General features: G+C 59.0%; 24 protein-coding genes. 14 read left to right on the forward strand and 10 right to left on the reverse strand.

The features are described from left to right. Positions 1-5: 5 nt before the first annotated feature. Entirely contained in the window at positions 6-749 is a 744-nt protein-coding gene (gene mnmD, locus ASD46_RS16800; RefSeq protein ID WP_013636666.1) for a tRNA (5-methylaminomethyl-2-thiouridine)(34)-methyltransferase MnmD, read from the reverse strand. Here mnmD and ASD46_RS16805 point away from each other — a divergent pair. From ASD46_RS16805 to ASD46_RS16845, 9 genes are all read left to right on the forward strand, one after another. Next, entirely contained in the window at positions 748-1,974 is a 1,227-nt protein-coding gene (locus tag ASD46_RS16805) for an NAD(P)/FAD-dependent oxidoreductase (protein WP_236742454.1), read from the forward strand. The genes mnmD and ASD46_RS16805 overlap by 2 nt on opposite strands. A 93-nt stretch (positions 1,975-2,067) precedes the next feature. Then, on the forward strand, positions 2,068-2,775 hold the full coding sequence (locus ASD46_RS16810) for a DUF1045 domain-containing protein (RefSeq protein ID WP_003513684.1): 708 nt from the start codon (positions 2,068-2,070) through the stop codon (positions 2,773-2,775). A 209-nt stretch (positions 2,776-2,984) separates the two neighbouring features. Then, complete coding sequence (gene puuE, locus ASD46_RS16815) at positions 2,985-3,908, forward strand: allantoinase PuuE (RefSeq protein WP_003513682.1); 924 nt, start codon at positions 2,985-2,987, stop codon at positions 3,906-3,908. Beyond that, positions 3,908-4,405, forward strand: coding sequence for a 2-oxo-4-hydroxy-4-carboxy-5-ureidoimidazoline decarboxylase (uraD, locus tag ASD46_RS16820; protein ID WP_003513681.1), 498 nt, complete (start codon positions 3,908-3,910; stop codon positions 4,403-4,405). Before puuE ends, uraD begins: the two co-directional genes overlap by 1 nt. Positions 4,406-4,458: 53 nt before the next feature. Beyond that, positions 4,459-4,749, forward strand: a complete 291-nt coding sequence (locus ASD46_RS16825; protein WP_003513679.1) for a nucleotidyltransferase family protein — start codon at positions 4,459-4,461, stop codon at positions 4,747-4,749. Continuing rightward, positions 4,746-5,108 (forward strand): DUF86 domain-containing protein, encoded by a 363-nt coding sequence (locus ASD46_RS16830; protein WP_003513677.1) that lies wholly within the window; start codon positions 4,746-4,748, stop codon positions 5,106-5,108. Before ASD46_RS16825 ends, ASD46_RS16830 begins: the two co-directional genes overlap by 4 nt. A gap of 3 nt (positions 5,109-5,111) precedes the next feature. Next, positions 5,112-5,612, forward strand: a complete 501-nt coding sequence (locus tag ASD46_RS16835; RefSeq protein ID WP_025594235.1) for an ureidoglycolate lyase — start codon at positions 5,112-5,114, stop codon at positions 5,610-5,612. Continuing rightward, positions 5,609-5,965 (forward strand): hydroxyisourate hydrolase, encoded by a 357-nt coding sequence (uraH, locus tag ASD46_RS16840; protein ID WP_003513673.1) that lies wholly within the window; start codon positions 5,609-5,611, stop codon positions 5,963-5,965. Before ASD46_RS16835 ends, uraH begins: the two co-directional genes overlap by 4 nt. A gap of 5 nt (positions 5,966-5,970) precedes the next feature. Further along, the gene (locus ASD46_RS16845) at positions 5,971-6,714 is read left to right on the forward strand and encodes a metallophosphoesterase family protein (RefSeq protein ID WP_003513672.1); all 744 of its coding nucleotides are present in this window, start codon (positions 5,971-5,973) and stop codon (positions 6,712-6,714) included. 3 nt (positions 6,715-6,717) lie between these two features. On the opposite strand, the gene ASD46_RS16850 is transcribed toward ASD46_RS16845, so the two are convergent. After that, positions 6,718-7,995, reverse strand: coding sequence for a D-alanyl-D-alanine carboxypeptidase (locus tag ASD46_RS16850; RefSeq protein ID WP_025594233.1), 1,278 nt, complete (start codon positions 7,993-7,995; stop codon positions 6,718-6,720). A gap of 190 nt (positions 7,996-8,185) precedes the next feature. Between ASD46_RS16850 and ASD46_RS16855 the strand changes: the two genes are divergently transcribed. The 3 genes from ASD46_RS16855 to ASD46_RS27135 all read left to right on the forward strand — a co-directional run bounded on the left by ASD46_RS16855 (position 8,186) and on the right by ASD46_RS27135 (position 9,384). Then, the gene (locus ASD46_RS16855) at positions 8,186-8,770 is read left to right on the forward strand and encodes a TetR/AcrR family transcriptional regulator (protein WP_025594231.1); all 585 of its coding nucleotides are present in this window, start codon (positions 8,186-8,188) and stop codon (positions 8,768-8,770) included. After that, a complete protein-coding gene (locus ASD46_RS16860; protein WP_025594230.1) occupies positions 8,767-9,111 on the forward strand; it encodes a DMT family transporter in 345 nt (114 codons plus the stop codon). The genes ASD46_RS16855 and ASD46_RS16860 overlap by 4 nt, the downstream gene beginning before the upstream one ends. Before the next feature lie 96 nt (positions 9,112-9,207). Then, positions 9,208-9,384, forward strand: a complete 177-nt coding sequence (locus ASD46_RS27135; RefSeq protein ID WP_162248395.1) for a hypothetical protein — start codon at positions 9,208-9,210, stop codon at positions 9,382-9,384. Positions 9,385-9,389: 5 nt separating this feature from the next. Here ASD46_RS27135 and ASD46_RS16865 read toward each other — a convergent pair whose 3' ends face one another. Next, positions 9,390-10,523, reverse strand: a complete 1,134-nt coding sequence (locus ASD46_RS16865) for an alpha-hydroxy acid oxidase (RefSeq protein ID WP_025594228.1) — start codon at positions 10,521-10,523, stop codon at positions 9,390-9,392. Positions 10,524-10,671: 148 nt separating this feature from the next. On the opposite strand from ASD46_RS16865, the gene ASD46_RS16870 reads away from it, so the two are divergent. Further along, the gene (locus ASD46_RS16870) at positions 10,672-11,286 is read left to right on the forward strand and encodes a hypothetical protein (RefSeq protein ID WP_236742453.1); all 615 of its coding nucleotides are present in this window, start codon (positions 10,672-10,674) and stop codon (positions 11,284-11,286) included. A 19-nt stretch (positions 11,287-11,305) separates the two neighbouring features. Here ASD46_RS16870 and ASD46_RS16875 read toward each other — a convergent pair whose 3' ends face one another. The 3 genes from ASD46_RS16875 to puuD form a co-directional block, all read right to left on the reverse strand. Then, positions 11,306-12,028, reverse strand: coding sequence for a sulfite exporter TauE/SafE family protein (locus ASD46_RS16875; RefSeq protein ID WP_029658795.1), 723 nt, complete (start codon positions 12,026-12,028; stop codon positions 11,306-11,308). Between the two features lie 210 nt (positions 12,029-12,238). Next, positions 12,239-13,549, reverse strand: a complete 1,311-nt coding sequence (guaD, locus tag ASD46_RS16880) for a guanine deaminase (protein ID WP_025594223.1) — start codon at positions 13,547-13,549, stop codon at positions 12,239-12,241. Next, positions 13,546-14,808 (reverse strand): urate hydroxylase PuuD, encoded by a 1,263-nt coding sequence (gene puuD, locus ASD46_RS16885; protein WP_025594222.1) that lies wholly within the window; start codon positions 14,806-14,808, stop codon positions 13,546-13,548. The genes guaD and puuD overlap by 4 nt, the downstream gene beginning before the upstream one ends. A 558-nt stretch (positions 14,809-15,366) precedes the next feature. Here puuD and ASD46_RS16890 point away from each other — a divergent pair. Beyond that, on the forward strand, positions 15,367-15,705 hold the full coding sequence (locus ASD46_RS16890; RefSeq protein ID WP_003513656.1) for a hypothetical protein: 339 nt from the start codon (positions 15,367-15,369) through the stop codon (positions 15,703-15,705). Here ASD46_RS16890 and ASD46_RS16895 read toward each other — a convergent pair. From ASD46_RS16895 to xdhA, 4 genes are all read right to left on the reverse strand, one after another. Continuing rightward, on the reverse strand, positions 15,681-16,607 hold the full coding sequence (locus tag ASD46_RS16895) for a LysR substrate-binding domain-containing protein (RefSeq protein WP_003513655.1): 927 nt from the start codon (positions 16,605-16,607) through the stop codon (positions 15,681-15,683). The genes ASD46_RS16890 and ASD46_RS16895 overlap by 25 nt on opposite strands. A gap of 238 nt (positions 16,608-16,845) precedes the next feature. Beyond that, positions 16,846-17,694, reverse strand: coding sequence for a xanthine dehydrogenase accessory protein XdhC (gene xdhC, locus ASD46_RS16900; RefSeq protein ID WP_025594220.1), 849 nt, complete (start codon positions 17,692-17,694; stop codon positions 16,846-16,848). Positions 17,695-17,705: 11 nt separating this feature from the next. Continuing rightward, complete coding sequence (gene xdhB / locus ASD46_RS16905) at positions 17,706-20,045, reverse strand: xanthine dehydrogenase molybdopterin binding subunit (protein ID WP_025594218.1); 2,340 nt, start codon at positions 20,043-20,045, stop codon at positions 17,706-17,708. A 194-nt stretch (positions 20,046-20,239) separates the two neighbouring features. Further along, positions 20,240-21,709 (reverse strand): xanthine dehydrogenase small subunit, encoded by a 1,470-nt coding sequence (xdhA, locus tag ASD46_RS16915; protein ID WP_025594216.1) that lies wholly within the window; start codon positions 21,707-21,709, stop codon positions 20,240-20,242. Between the last annotated feature and the right edge of the window lie 63 nt (positions 21,710-21,772).

The raw sequence follows: 21,772 nt of genomic DNA on the forward strand, positions 1-21,772 counted from the left end.
CCGTCTCAGCGGGATGGCTTGGTGCCGCACAGCATCTCACGCTTTCCGGCAAACCCTTTGCGGCGCTCCAGTTCAAAACCGGCGGCTATGAGGTTGCGGCGGACGAAGCCAGCGGCGGCATAGGTGGCGAATGTGCCCCCCGGTACCGTTTTGCCGAACAGCGTCTGCATGATTTCCAGCGACCACATGTCGGGATTGCGGGCAGGGGCGAAACCGTCCAGAAACCAGGCGTCGAAGCCTTCGCTTCTGCCGGAAATGCCGGTGAGCGCTTCGCCGCACACCACTGTCAGGCGCGTCTGGTCGTCCAGTTCGATATCGACCTCGCCTTTCGGGTCCGCCGGCCAGCGGGCGACCAGTGCCTTGCGTTCGGTATCAACTTCCGGCCAGCGGGAAAGCGCCCGGTCAATCTCGTCCGCCTTCATCGGGTAGAGTTCGAAGGACATGAAATGCAGCTTGGAGTGGCCGTTGCGCACCTCTTTCCATTGACGCCAGGTCTCGCAGAGATTGAGACCGGTGCCGAAGCCAAGTTCGCCGATGCGGAAGATGCTCTCTCGCTCAAGCCAGCGCTGCGGCAGGCCGTTTCCGGACAAAAAGACATGGCCGCATTCCAGCCTGCCATCCGTCTGGCAATAAAAATGATCGTCAAAGGCTAGCGAATAGGGCATATCCCCCTCACGCCAGTCGAGCGCGGCGGGCGGATTGTCGGCTGCCGAACCGATATCTGCGGTGTTTTCCTTGGAATGTGTCATGACTAATGCCGATAGTCCCGCTTTCGAATCTGGTCAATCACCAAGATTGCGGGCACCAAGATTGCCTGGCTCGGTGCCGCTCCTCATCGTCGGTGGCGGCATTATGGGGCTGTGGGCTGCCGTCAAGGCAGAGAGGATGGGCATAAACGCCCTGCTGCTGGAAGCGGGCCGTCTTGGAGATGGTGCAAGCGGCGGGCTGTTGGGCGCACTGATGCCGCATATGCCGGACCGCTGGTCGGACAAGAAGCAATTCCAGTTCGACGCTCTCGTTGCGCTGGAAAAACAGATCGCCGAGTTGGAAGCCGAGACCGGGCTTTCCGCCGGTTATCGGCGCTGCGGCCGGATCATTCCCCTGCCGAAACCACATTTGCGCAGCATTGCCGAACGGCACGAGCGGGATGCCGGGGAAAACTGGGTTTCAGACGGGCGCCGGTTCCACTGGCATGTCGGTGACAGCCCTTCCGTTGCCGGATGGGTGGACGATGCGGCGGGACAAGCGGGCTTCGTGCTGGATACGCTGGCTGCACGGGTTTCTCCCCGGGCGATGATCGCCCTTCTGTCGGCTTTCCTCCGCAACGCCCGGCATGTGCGGGTGGCGGAACAGTGCCGCGTCGTCTCGCTCGATCCGGATAAAGGGCGGGCGGTGCTGTCGTCGGGCGACGAGGTCGCCTTTGATCATGTGATCGTCGCGAACGGCCATGGTTCCTTCGCGCTGATCCGCGATGCCATCGGTCTGGAACCCGGCATTGTGCTTGGACAGGCGGTGAAGGGGCAGGCCGCCCTTCTGGATGCTGCGGCCGATCCGGCCATGCCGGTCGTTTTTCTGAACGGCCTCTACATCGTGCCGCATGAGGATGGCACCGTCGCCATCGGCAGTACCAGCGAAGATTGTTTTTCCGCTCCATTCAGCACCGACGAAAAGCTGGAAAAATTGCTCGCGGATGCATGCGCCGTGGTGCCGTCGCTTGGCCGTGCGCCGGTGATCGAACGCTGGGCCGGGTTGCGGCCGAAGGCGGTTGGACGGGACCCGATGGTGGGGGCACTTTCCGAATATCCGCGGCTCGTGGCGTTATCGGGCGGCTTCAAGGTCAGCTTCGGCCTTGCCCACTGTCTTGCAGATGCTGCGTTGCAGGCCGTGTGTGGCCACACGCCGGACGTGCCTTCCGGTTTTCACCTTCAAGAACACGTGAGTATTGCCGTCCGGACTTTAGAAACTTCTGATTAGTTTGGTCCACGTCGTTAATCTGTCACGCAAATCGCTTACTTGCTGGCCTGCAAAGAGCCCCGTTTGGCCGCATTTGCGGCGAGGTGATAGCGCATGCGATACGCCATCCATTTCACGCCTTCCCCCAACGACCCGCTGACGCAGGCGGCTGCCGCGTGGCTGGGACGCGATGCCTATTCAGGCCATGCGGTGGAGCCGCCGGGCACGATCGATCTCGGCATGCAGGAGATTTCCTACCACACCGCCCTGCCGCGCCGTTATGGTTTCCACGGCACCATAAAGGCCCCGTTCCGTCTTGCCGAAGGTCATTCCGAGGCCGCTTTGTTGCGCGACCTGATGTATTTTTCCGGCAGGCAAGACCCCTTCACGCTGCCGCAACTTATAGTAGCGCGGCATGACAATGTCTTCAGCCTCGTTCCCGAGCGCCCCTGCGAAGTGCTGAATTTTTTCGCAGCCCGTGTGGTGCAGGAATTCGACCGCTACCGCGCGCCGCTCTCCGAGGCGGAAATCGAGCGGGCGGATCCCGACCGGCTTTCGGCTTCGCAGCTGACCAATCTGCATCGCTGGGGCAGTCCGCATGTGATGGACGAGTTCCGTTTTCAGATGTCGCTGACGGGCGGTGTCGAGCCTTCCAGCAGCCAGAGGATCGAGCGTGCCGTGCGCAAGGTTTTCGAGCCGCTGCTCACCCGGCCTCTGTCATTTTCCAGCCTTGCGCTTTTCATCGAGGATGAACCCGGTGCGCCTTTCCGGGTGCACTCGCTGCACCCCATGGGTCGTGTTTCCGCCCGAAAGATCGCCTGAGAAGCGCCCCGCAGAAATCGTACACAAAAAAGCATCGGAATGTCGGCAAAATTGCTCTCGACATTCCGAATGCGGATGCTACCGTCCGTGCATCGCATGTCTGAAGCGTGTCGTGTTTACCCGTATCGGGCAGACACCTTCGGATGGTTGTTTTGCTCATGTCTTCCAGAAGCGGGTTCCGCGTCGGGAGAGGTGTTTTGGGTGGCTGAATGATTTCCGAGAATTACTCCCGCAATCTGGTGGGCTACGGCCGCAATAGTCCCGATCCGAAATGGCCGGGCGGCGCACGCATCGCCGTGCAATTCGTCATCAACTACGAAGAGGGCGGCGAAAGCTGCATTCTCGACAATGACAAGGCGTCGGAATCGCTGCTGTCGGAAATCGTCGGCGCGCAGCCGTGGCCCGGCCAGCGCAACCTGAACATGGAATCGATCTACGAATATGGCTCACGCGCCGGTTTCTGGCGGCTGTGGCGCATGTTCACCGATCTCGGCGTCACCACAACTGTTTATGGCGTGACCGCTGCCATGGCGCGCAACCCGCAAGCCGTTGCGGCAATGAAGGAAGCGGGTTGGGAAATCGCCAGCCACGGTTATCGCTGGCTGGAATACAAGGATTTTTCCGAGGAGGAAGAGCGCAAGCATATTGCCGAAGCCGTGCGCCTGCATACGGAGCTGACGGGCGAGCGCCCCTTTGGCATGTATCAGGGTAAGCCTTCCGACAATACGTTGCGTCTCGTCATGGAAGAGGGCGGTTTTCTCTATTCGTCCGATTCCTATGCCGACGATCTGCCCTATTGGGTGAAGGGATTGCAGGATGAACCGTTCCTGATCATTCCCTACACGCTCGACACCAATGATATGCGTTTCGCCACGCCGCAGGGTTTCAATTCCGGCGACCAGTTCTTCGCCTATCTGAAAGACGCTTTCGACGTTCTTTATCAGGAAGGGCTTGAAGGCGCGCCGAAGATGATGAGCGTCGGCCTGCATTGCCGTCTTGTCGGCCGTCCCGGCCGCGCCGCAGCCCTTCGCCGTTTCATCGAATATGTGCTGGGCCATGAAAAGGTGTGGATCCCGCAACGTATCGAGATCGCTCGTCACTGGCATGAAAACCACAAGCCGGGAACGCTCTGATGCTGACGCGGGATGAATTTGTCAGCCGTTTCGGCGGTGTGTTCGAACATTCGCCTTTTATCGCCGAACGGGCCTATGATGTCGGAGGCGCAGGTCTGGAGTTAACAGCGAAGGCGGTTCATGGCGGATTATGTGCGCAGTTTCGTGCCGCCTCCGAAGCGGAACGGCTGGGTGTTTTGCGCGCGCATCCTGATCTTGCCGGCAAGCTCGCAATAGCAGGTGAGTTGACCGCCGATAGCCGCAATGAACAGGCGGGCGCAGGGCTTGACCGGCTTTCGCCCGAGGAGCATGCGCGCTTCACCGAGCTGAACTCCGCCTATACGCAAAAATTCGGCTTTCCATTCATCATTGCAGTCAAGGGGCTGAACAGGCACGATATTCTCTCCGCCTTCGAGACGCGTATCGGCAATGATGCGGCGACAGAATTTGCGACGGCGACGGCGCAGGTGGAAAAGATCGCCTGGCTACGCCTTTCCTCGATGCTGCCCGAGGGCTGAATTGGCGAGCGGCGGTCGTTCCGCTATACTCGTGCTATCTGGAGATTGAGGCCATGAGACCCTCCGAGGTGCTGGAAAAGAACAGGGAAGCGATCCGCGAAGCAACGAAGCGCTTCAACGCGGCAAACCCGCGCGTGTTCGGTTCCGTCGCCCGTGGCGAAGACAGGCCGGACAGCGATCTGGATATTCTGGTGGATGCGTTGCCGGGCACGACGCTGTTCGATCTTGGCGGATTGCTGGAGGAACTGAAGACTATCCTCGGTGTCGAGGTTGACGTCGTCACCTCAGGCGGCCTGCACTCGGATATCCGGGCGCGTGTTCTGATGGAAGCCAAGGCAGTATGAGTACGGATCGACTTCTGCTCTACCTGAAGGAGATGGATGTTGCCGCCTCCCGAATACGGGATTTCATTCAGGATATGGATGAGGCCACTTTTTCTTCCGATACGCGAACCCAGATGGCGGTGATGATGTGCCTTGCCCTGATTGGCGAGGCGGTCGCAAAACTGGACAAACATTACCCCGCGTTTTTACAGCAGCACCCGGAAATCCCCTGGATAAAGATGAAGGGTATGCGCAATTTGATCGTGCATGATTATTTCCGGGCGGAACTCTCGGTGGTCTGGAAAACGATAACGCAGAGCATTCCGGATTTGCAGGCGCGTCTCTCACTCCTCCGAAACTGGCATGCCCAAGGTGAATGACATTTGACTGATTTTCTCGAGATCAAGCCTCTCACCAAAGAGGCGTTCGCATCCTTCGGTGATGTGATCGAAATTACACCCTCTTCCATGCGCCACATCAATGGCGGCCAGACCGAGCGGCATCATGCGCTTGCGGCACCCGAGGCAGCGGGCGAGGGTGGGCGCATCATCCTCAATATTTTCCGCGGACAGCCGCGTACCTTTCCCCATACAATCGAGATGATGGAGCGGCATCCGCTCGGCAGCCAGAGTTTCTCGCCGCTGTCCGGCAGGCATTTCCTTGTCGTCGTTGCCGAGGACGAGGGCGGCAAGCCTGGTCGACCGCAGGCTTTTCTGGCGCGCGGGGATCAGGGCGTGAATTACCGCCGCAATGTCTGGCATTATCCGTTGATGCCGCTGCAGGCGATTTCTGATTTTCTCGTTGCCGATCGCGATGGGCCGGGCAACAATCTGGAAGAGCATTTTTTCGATGCGCCCTACATGATCGCGGAGCCTAGCCTATGACCGGTTTGACCACCCACGTCCTCGATGCCGCCCATGGCACGCCCGCCGAGGGGCTGACGATCGAGCTTTACCGGCTCTCGGGTGATCGTCGCGAGAAGATTAAGACGGTTAAGACCAATAGCGATGGCCGCGTTGATGGCGGGCCGCTACTTGTGGGCGACAGTTTCAAGGCCGGGGAATACGAGCTGGTTTTCCATGCGGGCGATTATCTGCGTGGCAAGGGCGTCACCCTGGCGGAACCCGCCTTTCTCGACATCATCCCCATCCGTTTCGGCATTGCCGACGAGAGCGGCCATTACCATGTGCCGCTTCTGCTTTCGCCCTATAGTTACTCCACCTATCGAGGAAGCTGACCGCCATGATCTTTGCCGCCATTGCCGATATTCATGGAAACTGCGCCGCACTGGAGGCCGTGCTTGAGGATATCGCGAGGCTGGGCATCAAGGACATCGTCAATCTCGGCGATTGCTTCAGTGGTCCGCTGGAAGCGGGTTTTACCGGCGATGTGCTGGTTGGCAACTGGATACCCAGCGTTCTCGGCAATCATGATCGCGAATTGATCGAGCGCGCGCCGGAAGAGATGGGCAGCTGGGAGAGGCCGGCGCATGCGCAGCTAACCGCCGCGCATCTGGACTGGCTGCACACCCTGCCGTTCAGCATGGTGTTCAAGGACGTCGCCTATTGCTGCCACGGCTCGCCGCGCGGTGATCTGGAGTACTGGCTGGAAACGCTTTCGACGGAAGGGGTGCTGAAATTGCGACCGCTTTCCGAAATCGAGGCCATGGCTGATGGCATCACCCAACCGCTAATGTTGTGCGGCCACACACATATCGCCCGCACCGTGCAGCTCTCCGATGGCCGCCTGATCGTCAATCCCGGCAGCGTCGGCTGCCCCGGCTGGAAGGATGGCACGCCGTTCGACCATCATGTCGAAGTCGGTCATCCGCTTGCCAGCTATGCCGTGCTGGAAGAAACCGCACGCGGCTGGCAGGTCTATTTCCGGCAGATACGCTACGATAATCTTGCCATGGCCGAGATGGCGAAGGTCAACGGCATTCCGTATCTGGCCGATGCGTTGGAAAACGGTTGGCTCAAGCGGTAGAACTCACCCTTCGCTGTTCATGACAACGCAGGCATAAGACTGCGCCTTCAACTCCTTACAGGCGGAAACCGCCGAAGACTGGTCTTCAAAGCCGGTAAAGCGGGCGCGGTAGAGCGTTGCCGATCCGCTTTGCACCGCTTCGGTATAGGGCGCGATGCCGGAGTAGCTGCCGGCGATGTTGGAGCGGGCATTGGCGAGCAGCGAGCGGGCGGCAGCTTCGCTGTCAGTGGCGGCGATCTGTACTTCCCAGCGGCTGCGCTGGCCGGTCATTTGTGCAGCGGGTGCGGGTTTCGGAATGGCAGAGACCTGGATCATATCCGCCATCTGGCTGTTCGCCGTGGCGATCTGCATGGCGATCGGATCGGCGCGACGCTCGGCAAACATCGGCAATGGTACGGCTGCCGGAGGGACGGCTGCGGGCGGCACATCGAAGGTGCGGCTGACATTGGCGCTTGCCACCAGCTGTTCGGTATTACGGCTTCTCGAGGCCTGCGGCATCGCCTTGTCCAGCAGAGCAGCCATCTGCGCATCGCGGCTGCGCGCGGTCTTGCCCCCCAGCACGACGCCAACGACACGGCGGCCATTGTGATTGATGGCGCTGACGAGGTTAAAGCCCGACGCATTGGTGTAACCGGTCTTGATGCCGTCCATGCCCTGATAGCGATACATCAGATTATTGTGGCCACGGATGCGCTTGCCCCGGAAGCTGAAGGATTCCATGGCAAAGAGGCCGTATTCTTTCGGAAAGTCGCGCTGCAGCGCAAGTCCGAGTTTCGCCATGTCGCGCGCAGTCGTCACCTGCGATTTGCTGGGCAGGCCGGAGGCGTTGCGGAAAACCGTCTTGGTCATGCCAAGCTGGCGGGCCTTACGGGTCATCATCTGCGCAAATTGTGCCTCGGACCCACCGAGATGGTCACCCATGCCTTCCGCCATGTCATTGGCGGATTTGACGATCATGCCGTAGACGGCTTCGCGCACCGTAAACGTCTGGCCCTCACGCACATAAAGCTTCGAGGGGATGACGGCTGCGCCGTTCCTGGACATCCTTATCTTCTGGTCCCAGCGAATTCGGCCGGCGTGCAACGCCTCGAAGGTCATATAGAGCGTCATCATCTTGGTCAGCGATGCCGGGTGGTTCAGCACATCGGCGTTCTGCGCGGCGAGGACCTTGCCGGTATTGGCATCCATGATGAAATGGGCATAACCGGCCTGCGCAGGCGATGCCTGCAATGAGAGGATCGCGCAAAAGAAGGCGAGTGCGAATACCCATGCGCCCGCCATTCCCCGTTTGATCGTTCCCGACATGGTCCACCCCTTTTTGTTCGATCGCCGCGATGGGCGAAGTTTTACTGACACTTTCCGGCAACAAAACCGCTAAAACTTTAGAGATCGCTTTCATGCTTAATTAAGTATGAAATTCAAGTCGGCCGTCGCCCTCACAATTTCCTTGCAAAGAAACCAACCATCCGGTATGTTTGCGACCATGACAAATGCACATGAACGCAAAAAGCAGCCTGAGATCGTGCGCCGCAATCTTCTCGATTGCGCGGCGAAACTCGCTGCCGAGCAGGGGGTTGCGGCGCTTTCCGTGCAGGCAGTGGCCGATGCCGCCGGGGTGACGAAGGGTGGGTTGTTTCATCATTTTCCCTCCAAGCAGGCGCTGCTGGAAGCGGTGATGACTGACCTTCTGGCGGCTCTGGACGCTGAGATCGACGACCTCATCTCACAGGATTGTGAAGCTTTTGGGAGCTTCACAAGGGCCTATGTGAACGCGGTTTTCTCGGATCGGGGCAGGGATTCGGGCAGGCAATGGGCAGCGATCTCGGTTTCCATGGTCGGTGAACCGTCGCTTCGGCGCATGTGGAACAGCTGGATTGAGGGGCGCCTTGCCCGTCATAAAGAAACGGATGACGGGGTGGTCCTGGAGATGGTGCGGCTTGCGGCTGACGGCATCTGGTTTGCCGATCTACTGGCCGACGACGGTAAAGCGGGTGGCGACAGGGCGGCTCTGAGGGCCCGGATGATCGCCCAGACGAAAAAGGAAGTGGAACGATGAACGCGGCTGTTTTGACTTATGGGGCGCTTGTCGCGGCTATCGTCTGCGAGGTCATCGCAACTTCCTTTCTGCAGCAATCGCAGCAATTCACCAAGCTGTTGCCGACGGTGCTGATGGCGCTTTTTTACGGTGCGGCCTTTTATCTCCTGTCGTTCACGCTCCGGGCGCTGCCGGTCGGCGTTGCCTATGCGATCTGGAGCGGGCTTGGCATCGTGCTGATTTCCGGCATTGGCTATTTCGTGTTCCGCCAGACGCTCGATATTGCTGCGGTGGTTGGTCTTGGGTTCATCGTGACCGGGGTGGTGATCGTCAATGTGTTTTCGAAGACGGTGGGGCATTGAGCTAAAATTTTTTAATGCTAAATAGATTCACTTGCGTTCCCTATATGTTCTGGTATTGGTTGGCCATATGCGCATGAGTGCTACCATTGAAAAGGGATGGCACTCATGCGCTCATTGCGTAAAAAACGTCAGAAATCTGGAAAAGCGCCAAAGCCAGCATCTTCGCATGCAATGAATTTTGCGAAACTCGTTCTGCTTGAGTTAATAAGAGTTGCGATGAAAGAAGAAATCTGGCCTTTTATAAAAATACTCTTTGACATACACGGCAGCTGAGAAAGTTAAGCGAGAATACTGCGATTCACATCCGTAATCAGCCGCTTCCCGCAAAGCGCCATGCTGATATCCATTTCCTTGCGGATGATCTCGAGCGCTGTCGTCACGCCCTGCTTGCCATCTGCGCCGAGGCCGTAGAGGAACGGGCGGCCGATGTAGGTGCCCTTGGCGCCGAGTGCTACCGCCTTCAGCACGTCCTGGCCGGAGCGAATGCCGCCGTCCATATGCACCTCCACCCTGTCGCCAACGGCATCGACGATCCTCGGCAGCATGGCGATCGAGGAATGCGCGCCGTCGAGCTGGCGACCGCCGTGGTTGGAGACGATGATGGCGTCCGCGCCGGTATCGAGCGAGGCGCGCGCATCTTCCTCGTCAAGGATACCCTTGAGTATGAGCTTGCCGCCCCAACGCTCCTTGATCCATTCGACATCCTTCCACGACAGGCGCGGATCGAATTGCTCGGCCGTCCAGGAGGAGAGCGACGAGAGGTCGGAGACGTTCTTGGCGTGGCCGACGATATTGCCGAAGCTGCGGCGCTGGGTGCGCAGCATGTCGAGGCACCATTTCGGCCGTGTGGCCATCTGCCAGATGTGTTTCGGGGTGAATTTCGGCGGGGCGGAGAGGCCGTTGCGCAGGTCCTTGTGGCGCTGGCCGAGAATTTGCAGGTCGAGCGTCAGCACCAGCGCCGAGCATCCGGCGGCTTTGGCGCGATCGATGAGATTATTGACGAAGTCGCGGTCCTTCATCACGTAAAGCTGGAACCAGAAAGGTTTGGAGGTGACGGAGGCGACATCCTCGATGGAGCAAATGCTCATGGTGGAAAGCGTGAAAGGCACGCCGAATTCTTCCGCCGCTTTTGCCGCCAGCATCTCGCCATCGGCATGCTGCATGCCGGTGAGGCCAGTGGGGGAGAGCGCCACCGGCATCGAAACCTTCTGGCCGATCATTTCGGTGGCGAGCGACCGGTCGGTCATATCCACCAGCACACGCTGGCGTAGCTTTATCTTGGAAAAATCCTCCTCATTGGCGCGGTAGGTGCCTTCCGTCCAGGCGCCGCTATCGGCATAGTCGAAAAACATCTTCGGCACACGGCACTGGGCCTGTTTCTTCAGGTCCGCTATGGTGAGGATTTTGCCCATGGATAAAGCCTTCACATTTGAATGATGGCTTCACATAACATGGTAATCGCGTTTACGCGATGGCAATCGTCTTTGCAGCAGTGCTTTTTGCACTCGCAAATGGCTAGGAATTATGCTTGAAATATACTGTATTTCGATAATAATTCAGATGGTTTCTCAAATAATAGCGTATTTTAATATGTTAAATTATTTACTCAGATTATTTATCGCAGTTCTTATTTCGCCCGCGATTGTTTTCGCCGCCGAGTGCCCCTCCGGTAAAAATGATGGAGATGAGTTTGTTCTTGCCCACGGTCAGGTGCGCAGCGAATTCAGGCGATCCGGACCGATCGTCTTGGTGGAGAATGATTTTCAAGGCGCAGGCAAACAGAGGCTTTTTCTCTTTCGGGGGTTAATCGAGCTGGCGCGTTCGGGCGATGACGGCAATTACAGCCAGCACTTTACGTCAAATCTGGAAGCATTCTGGCCTCTGAAAGTTGGCGCTCGACGCACTTTTGAATTTCTGCCCCTCGAAACTACCAAAATCGAGGATAAGTGGTCACTGACCCTTGCAGTTACGAAGCGGCGCGCCTTTCCGATTAAATTCTGCAATTACGAGGTGTTTTATGTGACCTACGACATTCGTAAAAACGGCAAAGAGGGAGAACGATGGACAGCGGTTTATTCGCCGGATCTGCGCGCCACGGTGGCGAAGATTTACGATGAGGGGACGGAAGACGAAGAAATTGTCGCCTATAATCTGATTGCGCCTCTGAAGCGGTGACGGTTCGATTGCGCTTGAATCAACTCCAGAAAGCCCGCAGGAACAATTCACCACCTAGCATAAGCAGGCAGATGAGGAACCAGCGCCTGAATGTCGCGGGAGTGACGATGCGGCGGATATTCTGGCCAAGCCACATGCCGAGAAGCGCTGGCAGGACGGCGAGTGCGGAAAGCGACATGTGCTCGACGCGGAAGGCGTCCTGAGAGGCAAGGCCGGCGGCAAGCGCAACGGTGGAAACGGTGAAGGACAGGCCAAGCGCCTGCACGAGATCATCGCGGCTGAAGCCAAGCGACTGGATATAGGGCACGGCGGGGACCACGAAAATTCCGGTGCCGCCGGTCAGAAGGCCGGTCGCCAGCCCGACGGCCGGGGAGAGTTTCGGTTCCAGCCTTGCGGGAACGGCGAAGGGCTTTGCAAGAAGGCTGTAGGCTGCGTAAGCCGCGAGGCACAATCCGAGCGCCGAGGTGGTCCAGACGCCGGTGCCTGATGTCATCAGCCGGATGCCGAGAAGCGTGCCGACGGCAATGGCGATCATCATCGGCCATAGTCGCGAGACGACCGCCTTGAAATCGGGTCCGGCCAGCAATTGCCAGATATTGGTAATGAAGGAGGGCAGAATGAGCAGGCCAGCTGCAACGACCGGCGGCATGAAAAGGCCGAGAACGCCCATGGCAACGGTCGGCAGGCCCATGCCGGTGACGCCCTTGACGACGCCCGCGACGATGAATGTCGCGACAATCATGAGCGTTGTGGTTGTCTCAAAATCCGGCACGGCGCACTCCAGAGGTCATTCGCATTTCGGCTGACTTGGGCTGTCAGGCAATCTTATGAAACGGGCGAGTGCGGCCTGTTTCTTCTCCCCGGCGTGGAGAGAAAAACAGGCGACGCCCGCTCGTTTCAATATGTACTGATATAGATGAGGCGACGACCTGATGTTTCGGCCTAAACCGAACTATGCAAGCGCGCTTTTCATCGCCTTGCCGGCGACGTAGGTCTCGACGACTGTGCGGTCGTCACCCATGGTCAGCATCAGGAACAGTTCTTCGGTCAGGCTTTTCACCACTTCCATCTTCAGCGCCATGGCGGGCGTGGAAGAGGCGTTGAGAACCGTGATGTCGGCATCCGTGCCGGCGTCCAGCGTGCCGATGCGGTCGACCATGGAAAGCGCTTCGGCGTTGCCGCGCGTCATCAGATACCAGCTTTCCAGCGGGTTCAGTCGTTCGCCCAGCAATTGCTGGATCTTGTAGGCCTCATCCATGGTGCGCAGCATGGAATAGCTCGATCCGCCGCCGATATCGGTCGCGACTGCGATGCGCACCGGCTTTTCGCGCCGTTGCAGCTTTTTCATCGGGAAGAGGCCGGAACCGATGAAGAGGTTCGATGTGGGGCAATGCACGGCGACTGCACCGGTTTCCGACAGCACGTCCGCCTCACGTTCCGAGAGGTGGATGGCGTGGCCGAGCAGGGTCTTGTTGCCCATCAGGCCGTAACGCACATAGATGTCGGTGTAATCGGTCGCTTCCGGGTAGAGCTCGCAGGTATATTTGATCTCGTCCAGATTTTCGGAAAGATGCGTCTGGATGAAGAGATCGGGAAATTCCTGCGCCAGCGCCTGGGCTGCTTCCATTTGTTTAGGCGTAGAGGTGATGGCGAAGCGGGGCGTGATGGCGACGTGGTTGCGGCCCTTGCCGTGCCAGTCGGCGATGACGGCCCGGGTCTCGTCATAGGAGGTTTCCGGCGTGTCCAGCAGGCCCTGCGGGGCGTTGCGGTCCATCATCACCTTGCCGCCCACCATCAGCATGCCGCGCTTCAGGGCCTCAGTGAAAAACGCATCGGCTGACGTCTTGTGCACGGAGCAATAGGCGACAGCCGTGGTGGTGCCGTGGCGCAGAAGCTCATCGTAAAAATGTGTGGCGATGCGCTGGGCATGCGCGCTTTCGACGAAACGGCATTCTTCCGGGAAAGTATAGGTATTCAGCCATTCCAGAAGGTTGGCGGCATAGGAGCCGATGACCTGCATCTGCGGGAAATGCAGGTGCATGTCGATCAAGCCCGGCACGATGAGATGAGGGCGGTGGTCCTTCTCCTCAATGTCATCAGGTGCCTGCTTGCGAATATCGGCATAGTCGCCAATGGCGGCGATCTTGCCGTTTTCGATAAGCAGGCCGCCATCCTCGATGTAGAGATAGCTTTGCGTATCGTCGATTGCGAGCGGCGCGCGGCGGAAGCTTAACAGGCGGCCACGCAGCAGAACCATGCTCATTCGGTTTTTTCCTTGGCGTCTTTGCCCGCGGAAACAGCGCTTTCGTACCATGCGGTCAGCACTTTGCGCTCCTGCGGGGTGATGGCGGTGATGTTGCCGGGAGGCATGGCATGGCTGCGGCCGGCTTGCAAATAGATTTCGCGGGCGTGTGCGGCGATCTGCGCGTCGGTTTCGAGCTTCACAGATTTCGGCGTGAAGGGCACGCCTTCCCACACCGGCTCGGCGGCGTGGCACATGGAACAGCGGCCCTGAACGACATCACGGGCGCTCGCGAAATGGGCGTCGCTGACGAATTGCTGTTGCATCGGCGAAAGCGTTGCCGCCTTCTGTTCTTCTTCGCCGGTCAGCACCTTCGGCACGGTGGAAAGCCACATGATGACGATGAAGATGAGCGCGGTCAGCAGCCAGGTCCATGTCGGCTTGCCCTTGCGGGCATGGGTGGTGTTGAACCAGTGGCGGATGGTGACGCCCATCAGGAAGACGAGTGCTGCGATGATCCAGTTGAACTCGGTCGCAAAGGCCAGCGGATAATGGTTCGACAGCATGAAGAAGATGACGGGCAGCGTCAGGTAGTTGTTGTGCAATGAGCGCTGTTTGGCGATGCGGCCATATTTCGGGTCCGGCGTGCGCCCGGCGATCAGGTCGGCAACGACGATCTTCTGATTGGGAATGATGATGAAGAACACATTCGCCGACATGATGGTGGCGGTAAAAGCGCCGAGATGCAGGAAGGCGGCGCGGCCGGTGAAGACTTGCGTATAGCCCCACGCCATCGCCACCAGCGCGACGTAAAGCACCACCATCAGGCCCCAGGTATTGTTGCCAAGCGGCGATTTGCAGAGGAAATCGTAAAACAGCCAGCCGACAGCAAGCGATGCCAGCGACAGACAGATGGCCTGGAACTGGGTGAGCGCCAGCACCGAATGGTCGATGAGGAAAAGGTCGGCGCCGCCGTAATAAACGATGCACAGCATGGCGAAGCCGGACAGCCAGGTGACGTAGCTTTCCCATTTGAACCATGTCAGGTGTTCGGGCATCTGGGCCGGGGCGACCAGATATTTCTGGATGTGGTAGAAACCGCCGCCATGCACCTGCCACTCCTCGCCATAGGCCCCCGGCGGCAGATGCGGCCGTTTGACCAGCCCAAGATCGAGCGCGATGAAATAGAAGGACGAGCCGATCCAGGCGATGGCGGTGATGACGTGGAGCCAGCGGACGGCAAAGGCCATCCATTCCCACGCAATGGCATATTCGTACATTCGGTTCCCCTGATCCTTGTGCAGCGCACCTTGCGAGAAATTTGACCGTTAGGAAAGGGAAAAGCAAACACCGCACGATGATTGTTCACAATCCCGTACGCTCGTGTCCACAACTTTGGCGCAGGCGCTGCGACGCCCCGCTTCCGGCCCCGCCCAATCGTCAAGGAGCCGTCCTGCCGCTGAGTTTGTGCTTAGCTGGCTAACGCGACTCAGCTATTATCCGTTGAGCAGTCTGCTGATGTGCAAAACGATTGGGCTGCGGGGCCTTGGAGCGACCTGCGTCCGAAAGGACGCTTCGAAGGGCACTCTGACACATTTATGTTGCGCATGTTCTTTCCGGTTTTCGGTCAGAGGCGCAGGGCTTCAATGACATGTTTTCGCTGGCGGTTCATTCCGAAAGCGGGTGCTGCGAACCCTGGGGGCGGGGGGGCAGATCAGGGGCAGGTGTTGCAGTTCCCGGTGCCGTTGCGTCCGGGTATGCGTTGATGCTTGGATTTTGAATGAAGTGACGCAATGACCTTCCGGCAGCCGCCGTTGTTTTCAACGGAGACCGTGCCGATGCGCCTTGTTCTGACAGTTCTTTTCCTGCTGATGGCGTTCAACGCCACGGCGCTTGCGCATGAATCCCACAAGGGGTTCAAATATGAAAGCTACTGCTGCAATGGCGACGCCGAAACCGGCGATTGCCAGATGATCCCTACGCGAAGTGTTCGTGTCACGCAGGATGGTTACGAGGTCTCGCTTGCGCCCGGCGATCATCGTCTGGTGACGCGGCGCCATGTCTTCAGCTGGTCGCAGCGTGAGGCAAGACGATCCGAGGACGGAGAATATCATCTCTGTCTGTTCCCGGACGAGGACACGCCGCGCTGCTTTTATGCGCCTGATATGGGGTATTGAGATGTTTGCGGCCGGTTTTCGTCGATCCGCTTCAGTATCCAGTCGCGAAACAGCCTTATCTTGCGAATGTTCCTGCGGTTTTCAGGGTAGACGAGCCAGTAGTTCTTACCTTCGTTGCTAAGGTGCTCGAAGGGCTGATAAAGGCGGCCGAGGGCAATCTCGTCCGCATAAAGTTCAGGGGTGAGCATGGCTACCCCCTGGCTGGCAATTGCCGCTGCGGCTTCGAAAGCCTGCACGCTGAGGCGGCTGCGCGGATAACGGTCGAGTCCCGGATTTTCGATGCCGACTTCCCGGAACCATTGGCTCCACCAGATGTCACCCGGATCGATGATGCGCAGGCGCAGAAGATCCTCCGGCTTTTTCAATCCACCGATGCTTTCGGCAAGGTTCGGATGCAGCATCGGCGTGTAAACGCCCCGCAGCAACTGATGATAGATCAGTCCTTTGCCATCGTCGCTGCTCCAGCGGATGGCGACATCGCAATCGGACTGCGTAAAATCAATCAATGCGCTTGATGTGTCGAGCCGCACGGCGATCGAGGGATGTTCAAGCTGGAAAGCTCCCAGATGCCGCGAAAGCCAGCGCGATGCGAAAGTCGCGGTGGAGTGAATGGTCAGGGTGGTGTCAGAGGTGTCACGGACATTGTCGACGGCCTCCCGTAAAGTGTTGAAGGCTTCCGCAACTTTCGGCGCCAGTTTCTGCCCGGCCTCGGTCAGCACAACCTGCCGCGCCTTTCTGATGAAAAGCGGCTCGCCAACATTCTCTTCCAGCAGTTTCACCTGATAGCTGACCGCCGTCTGCGTCATGCCCAGTTCCTCACCGGCCTTGGTGAAGCTGAGATGCCGGGCAGCGGCTTCGAACACGCGCAGGGCGTTCAGGGGGAACTGGCGGGACATTTTCATGGATAAGTTCTCTTTATGCCAACTGCCAAAGGTTTCATTGGTTTTTATCCGGAAAACAGAGCATTTTTAGCTCAATTCATCAACTGAGCTTCTGACATTTTTTAAATGGAGACGAACATGCGCACAGCACTCTTGCGCGCGTGGTCCCGCCTGCGCGCGGGTCTGCGGACCGCGGAACGGTTTTCCCTTGAAAGCCTTCGACCGGATAATCTGGTAGATGAAAGCCTGCCCGACGGGATCAGGCGTGATCTTGGTCTTGAGGATGGCCGCGCTGATTTTCGGTGCGACGGGTTTCGGCAGCGGAAAATGCTTGCAGCAACTCGGCTGCCACAAGGGCCGCTATGACGGCGGGGCGCTTGTCCTTGACGCTACTTCCACCGATCGGCAGGATGAGTTTTTGAAGGCGGGAAGGGGGTTCTCCCTCTCGCTCCAGCCAATGGGCGAAGGTGGCGCGTTTGGTTTTCGAGCCGATCATGCCGACATAAGCGAGATCGTCGCGGGCAAGCGCTTCCTTTGCAATCAGGAAATCGAGTGCGTGATCGTGGGTGACGATGATCGCAGCGCCGTTTGCGGGAATTTTCGCGATCAGCGCTTCCGGCATGGGGGTCAGCACGGATACGACACCGGCTGAAAGATCGCGCAACTCGTTTTCACGGGTTTCCACCACGGTCAGTGTCAAAGGCAGAAGCAACAGAGCATCTGTCAGCGCCTTGCCGACATGGCCCGCCCCGAAAATGAAAACGGCCTGCTGCTGCTCGGTTTCAGCCTTAAGCCTTGCCTCGAGTGCTGCCGCGATGTCCGGCGTTACCAGCCGGAAGCGGAGCAGGGTGCGGCCGCCGCAGCACTGGCCGATTTCGGGGCCGAGCGGAATATCCATGCCGTCTTCGGTCGTACCGTTCTTCAACATGGCACGGGCATGGTCTATCGCCATATATTCGAACTGCCCGCCGCCGATGGTCTCCCACAGCGCCTTCCGGCTTACCAGCATGAAGGTTCCCGCCTCGCGCGGCGATGACCCTTTCACGGCCTCGATTTCCACGAGGATTGCAGGTCCGGAGCTGGCGAGGAAGCGGGAGAGGGACGTCATTATGTCTCCCCTCACACCTTCTTCAACCGTTCCACCGCCATCAGCACCCGCTCGGGCGTTGCCGGCGCATCGAGGCGTGGGCAGACCTTGTAGTCGGCGATGGACGCGACGGCCATGGAGAGTGCTTCGAGAACCGAGATCGCCAGCATGAAAGGCGGTTCGCCCACGGCCTTGGAGCGGCCGATGGTGGGCTCGGCGTTTTCCGACCATTCCGCCAGTTGAACGTTGAAAATCTTCGGCCGGTCGGAGGCAAGCGGGATCTTGTAGGTGGAGGGAGCGTGGGTGCGCAGCCGCCCCTTGCCGTCCCACCATAATTCCTCCGTCGTCAGCCAGCCCATGCCCTGCACGAAGGCGCCTTCCACCTGGCCGATATCGATGGCCGGGTTCAGCGACTTGCCGACATCGTGGAGAATATCGGTGCGTTCCATCATGTATTCGCCGGTCAGTGTATCGATCGACACTTCCGAACAGGCCGCGCCATAGGCGAAATAATAAAACGGCGTGCCGCGGCCTGCGGCACGATCCCAATGGATTTTCGGCGTCTTGTAAAAACCGGCGGCGGAAAGCTGGACGCGGGCGAAATAGGCTCGTTTGATGAAATCGTTGAAGGCGATTTCCTCAAGCCCGATGCGCACCCGGTTTGGCAGGAAGACAACCTCTTCTTCCGGCACGTTCCAGTTCTCGGCGGCGAATTTGATGAGCCTTTCCCGGATCTGGCGGGCGGCGTCATAGGCGGCCATGCCATTAAGGTCCGTACCGGACGAGGCGGCCGTGGCCGACGTATTGGGCACCTTGCCCGTGGTCGTGGCGGTGATTTTCACCCGGCCAATATCCACCTGGAAGGCATCGGCCACCACCTGCGCCACCTTGGTGTAGAGGCCCTGGCCCATTTCGGTGCCGCCATGGTTCAGGTGGATCGAACCGTCATTATAGATATGCACCAGCGCGCCCGCCTGATTGAAGGCGGTCATGGTGAAGGAGATGCCGAATTTGACAGGTGTGAGCGCAATGCCCTTGCGGATGATCGGGCTGGTCTTGTTGAACTCGACAATTGCCTGCCTGCGCGCGCGGTATTCGCTGGATGCTTCCAGTTCCTCGACGACGCGGGCGATGATGTTGTCCTCGACCTCCTGATGATAGGGGGTCGTGGTGCGGCCCGAACCGGTCTCGCCGTAGAAATTGAGCTTGCGGACATCGAGCGGGTCCTTGCCGACGGCATAGGCGATCTCCTCGATGAACCGCTCAGCCCCGAGCATGCCCTGCGGGCCGCCGAAACCGCGAAAGGCGGTGTTGGAGACGGTATGGGTTTTGAGCGGCCGGGAGGTCAGATGCACATGCGGATAGAAATAGCTGGAATCGGCGTGAAACAGCGCGCGGTCGGTTACCGGGCCGGACAGGTCGGAGGAAAAGCCGCAGCGGGCCGCATAGGTGGCGTCGACGGCGTGGATGCGGCCTTCCTCATCGAAGCCTAGCTCGTAATCGACGCGGAAATCGTGGCGTTTGCCAGTGGCGGTCATGTCTTCGTCGCGGTCGGGGCGGATTTTCACGGCCCGGTTCAGCTTCTTGGCGGCAATGGCGCAAAGGGCTGCGAACTGGTTGCCTTGCGTTTCCTTGCCGCCGAAACCGCCGCCCATGCGCCGCACCTGCACCGTGACGGCATTGGATGGCACCTGAAGGATGTGGCTGACAATGTGCTGGATTTCGCTCGGATGCTGGGTGGAGCTCCACAGCGTCACCTCATCGTCCTCGCCCGGCACGGCCATGGCGATGTGGCTTTCGAGATAAAAATGCTCCTGCCCGCCGATCCGCATTGTGCCGGTCAGGCGGCGGGGTGCCACGTCCATTTCGAGCTTCGCATCGCCACGCTTCAGCGTCATCGGATCGATGACGAGCGCACCGCCATTTTCAATCGCCGTGTCGATATCGGTGAAATGCGGCAGGTCCTTGTAGACGATTTTCGCCTTGCGGGCGGCCTTGCGAGCAATATCGCGGCTTTCAGCGAAGACCGCGAAGATCGGCTGGCCGTGAAATTCAACCTTCGTTTCGGCCAGCAGCGGCTCGTCATGACGCCCGCCGGAGGAGACGTCGTTTTCGCCGGGCACGTCTTTGCCTGTCATCACCCATAACACGCCCGGCGTAGCTTCCACTTCGGAAAGGTCCATCGAGACGATTTCGGCATGGGCCCGGTCGGAAAGGCCAAGCGCGCCGTGGACGAGGCCGGCGGGTTCGGGAATATCGTCGATATATTCGGCGCTGCCCGTCACATGTTTATGGGCAGAATCGTGCCTGAGCGAGGCGTGTACAGGGCCGTCGATTTCGGTCTTGGTCTTATCGAAGCTTGTCGTGTCCATGGTTCAAGCCTCTCCTTCATCAATTGCGGCATATGACAGCGACAATAAACCCTCATTCCTGTGCTTGTCACAGGAATCCGGCCAGCCCAAATCGTCGGGCTGAAAGGGTTGTCTCGCCGCGCGGACGCGCGTCGGCTGGATTCCTGTGACAAGCACAGGAATGAGGGAGGTGGGGAGGCTTGCTCTTTCCATGATCACGCCTCCGCCAGCGAGAAACGCGTGAGTTCCTGCTTTTCGCCCGAAGTCTCAAGCAAGAACCGCGTCAGCAGGTTCTTGGCCGTCAGTTGCCGATATTCGGCGGTGGCGCGCCAGTCGGTTAGCGGGGTGAAATCATCGTCCAGCGCATCGCGTGCCGCATCGATCGTTTCTTGAGACCAGGGCTTGCCGAGAAGTGCCGCCTCAAGATGCGCGGCGCGTTTCGGCGTGCCGGCCATACCGCCAAAGGCGATGCGGATGTTTTCGACTGCGCCATCGGCATCGAGCGTCAGATTGAAGGCGGCGCAGAGAGCGGAGATATCCTCGTCGCGCCGCTTTGAAATCTTGTAGACGGCATAGTGGCTTTCGGGTTTCTGGAACGGAATGAAAAGCTTTTCGACGAATTCGCCGCTCAGCCGGTCCTGTTTGCCATAATCGATGAAATAGCTTTCCAGCGGCAAGGTGCGGCTGCCGGAAGACGAGCGCAAGGTGAGCGTGGCGCCGAGCGCGATCAGGGCCGGGGGCGTGTCGCCGATGGGCGAACCGTTGGCGATGTTGCCGCCGATGGTTCCCATATTGCGCACCTGTTCGCCGCCAAGACGATCGAACAGCCGGGCAAGCGGCGGGAAATGTTCTGCAATGGTCTTGAAGGCCTGGCTGTAGGTGACACCGGCACCGAGCGTCACGCCGTTCTCATCCACGGCAATACCCTGCAGATCGCCGAGGTTGTTGATGAAGATGACAGGGTTAAGCGCCCGCATCTGCTTTGTCACCCACAGGCCGACATCGGTGGAACCGGCAACGATGGTAGCCTTCGGCTCGGCGGCATAGATATCGGTCAATTCAGCAAGCGTTGCCGGGATGATGGTCCGATCCTCGCCGCGGGTGACCGTAATGGTCTCATTGGCGCGGATCGCCCAGAGCCTTGCCATGATATCGGTGCGGTCGCGTTGCAGCGGGTCGAACAGCGCACTCGGGCGGGCGGCTGCAATCTTTTCGGCAGCCCGCACAATCGGCTCGTAACCCGTGCATCGACAGAGATTGCCTTGCAGCGCCTTTTCAATATCGGCGCGGGACGGGTTTTCGCTGGCAAGCCACAGGCCGTAGAGCGACATGATGAAGCCCGGCGTGCAGAAACCGCATTGGGAACCGTGGAAATCCACCATTGCCTGCTGCACGGGGTGAAGCGTGCCATCGCGGCCGGCCAGATGCTCTACCGTCACGATATGGGTTGCATGCAGCGAGCCCAAAAAGCGGATGCAGGCATTGACGCTTTCATAACGCAGCGAGCCATCAACAAGCCGCCCGACCAACACCGTGCAGGCGCCGCAGTCACCTTCAGCACAGCCTTCTTTCGTCCCGGTCAGCCGTCTTTGAAGGCGGAGATAATCGAGAAGCGTGTCTGTCGGTCCGAAACCCTTAAGCGAAATGGTTTCGCTGTTGAGGATGAAGCTGATCGCGTCGTTCATGCACTGCCTTGCTTTTTGTCCGGTTGAGCCGGTTCCCAATCTGCTATCTATGCACGCCCGCGC

It is taken from the genome of Rhizobium sp. Root491 (genome assembly GCF_001427205.1).
Lineage (GTDB): Bacteria > Pseudomonadota > Alphaproteobacteria > Rhizobiales > Rhizobiaceae > Agrobacterium > Agrobacterium tumefaciens.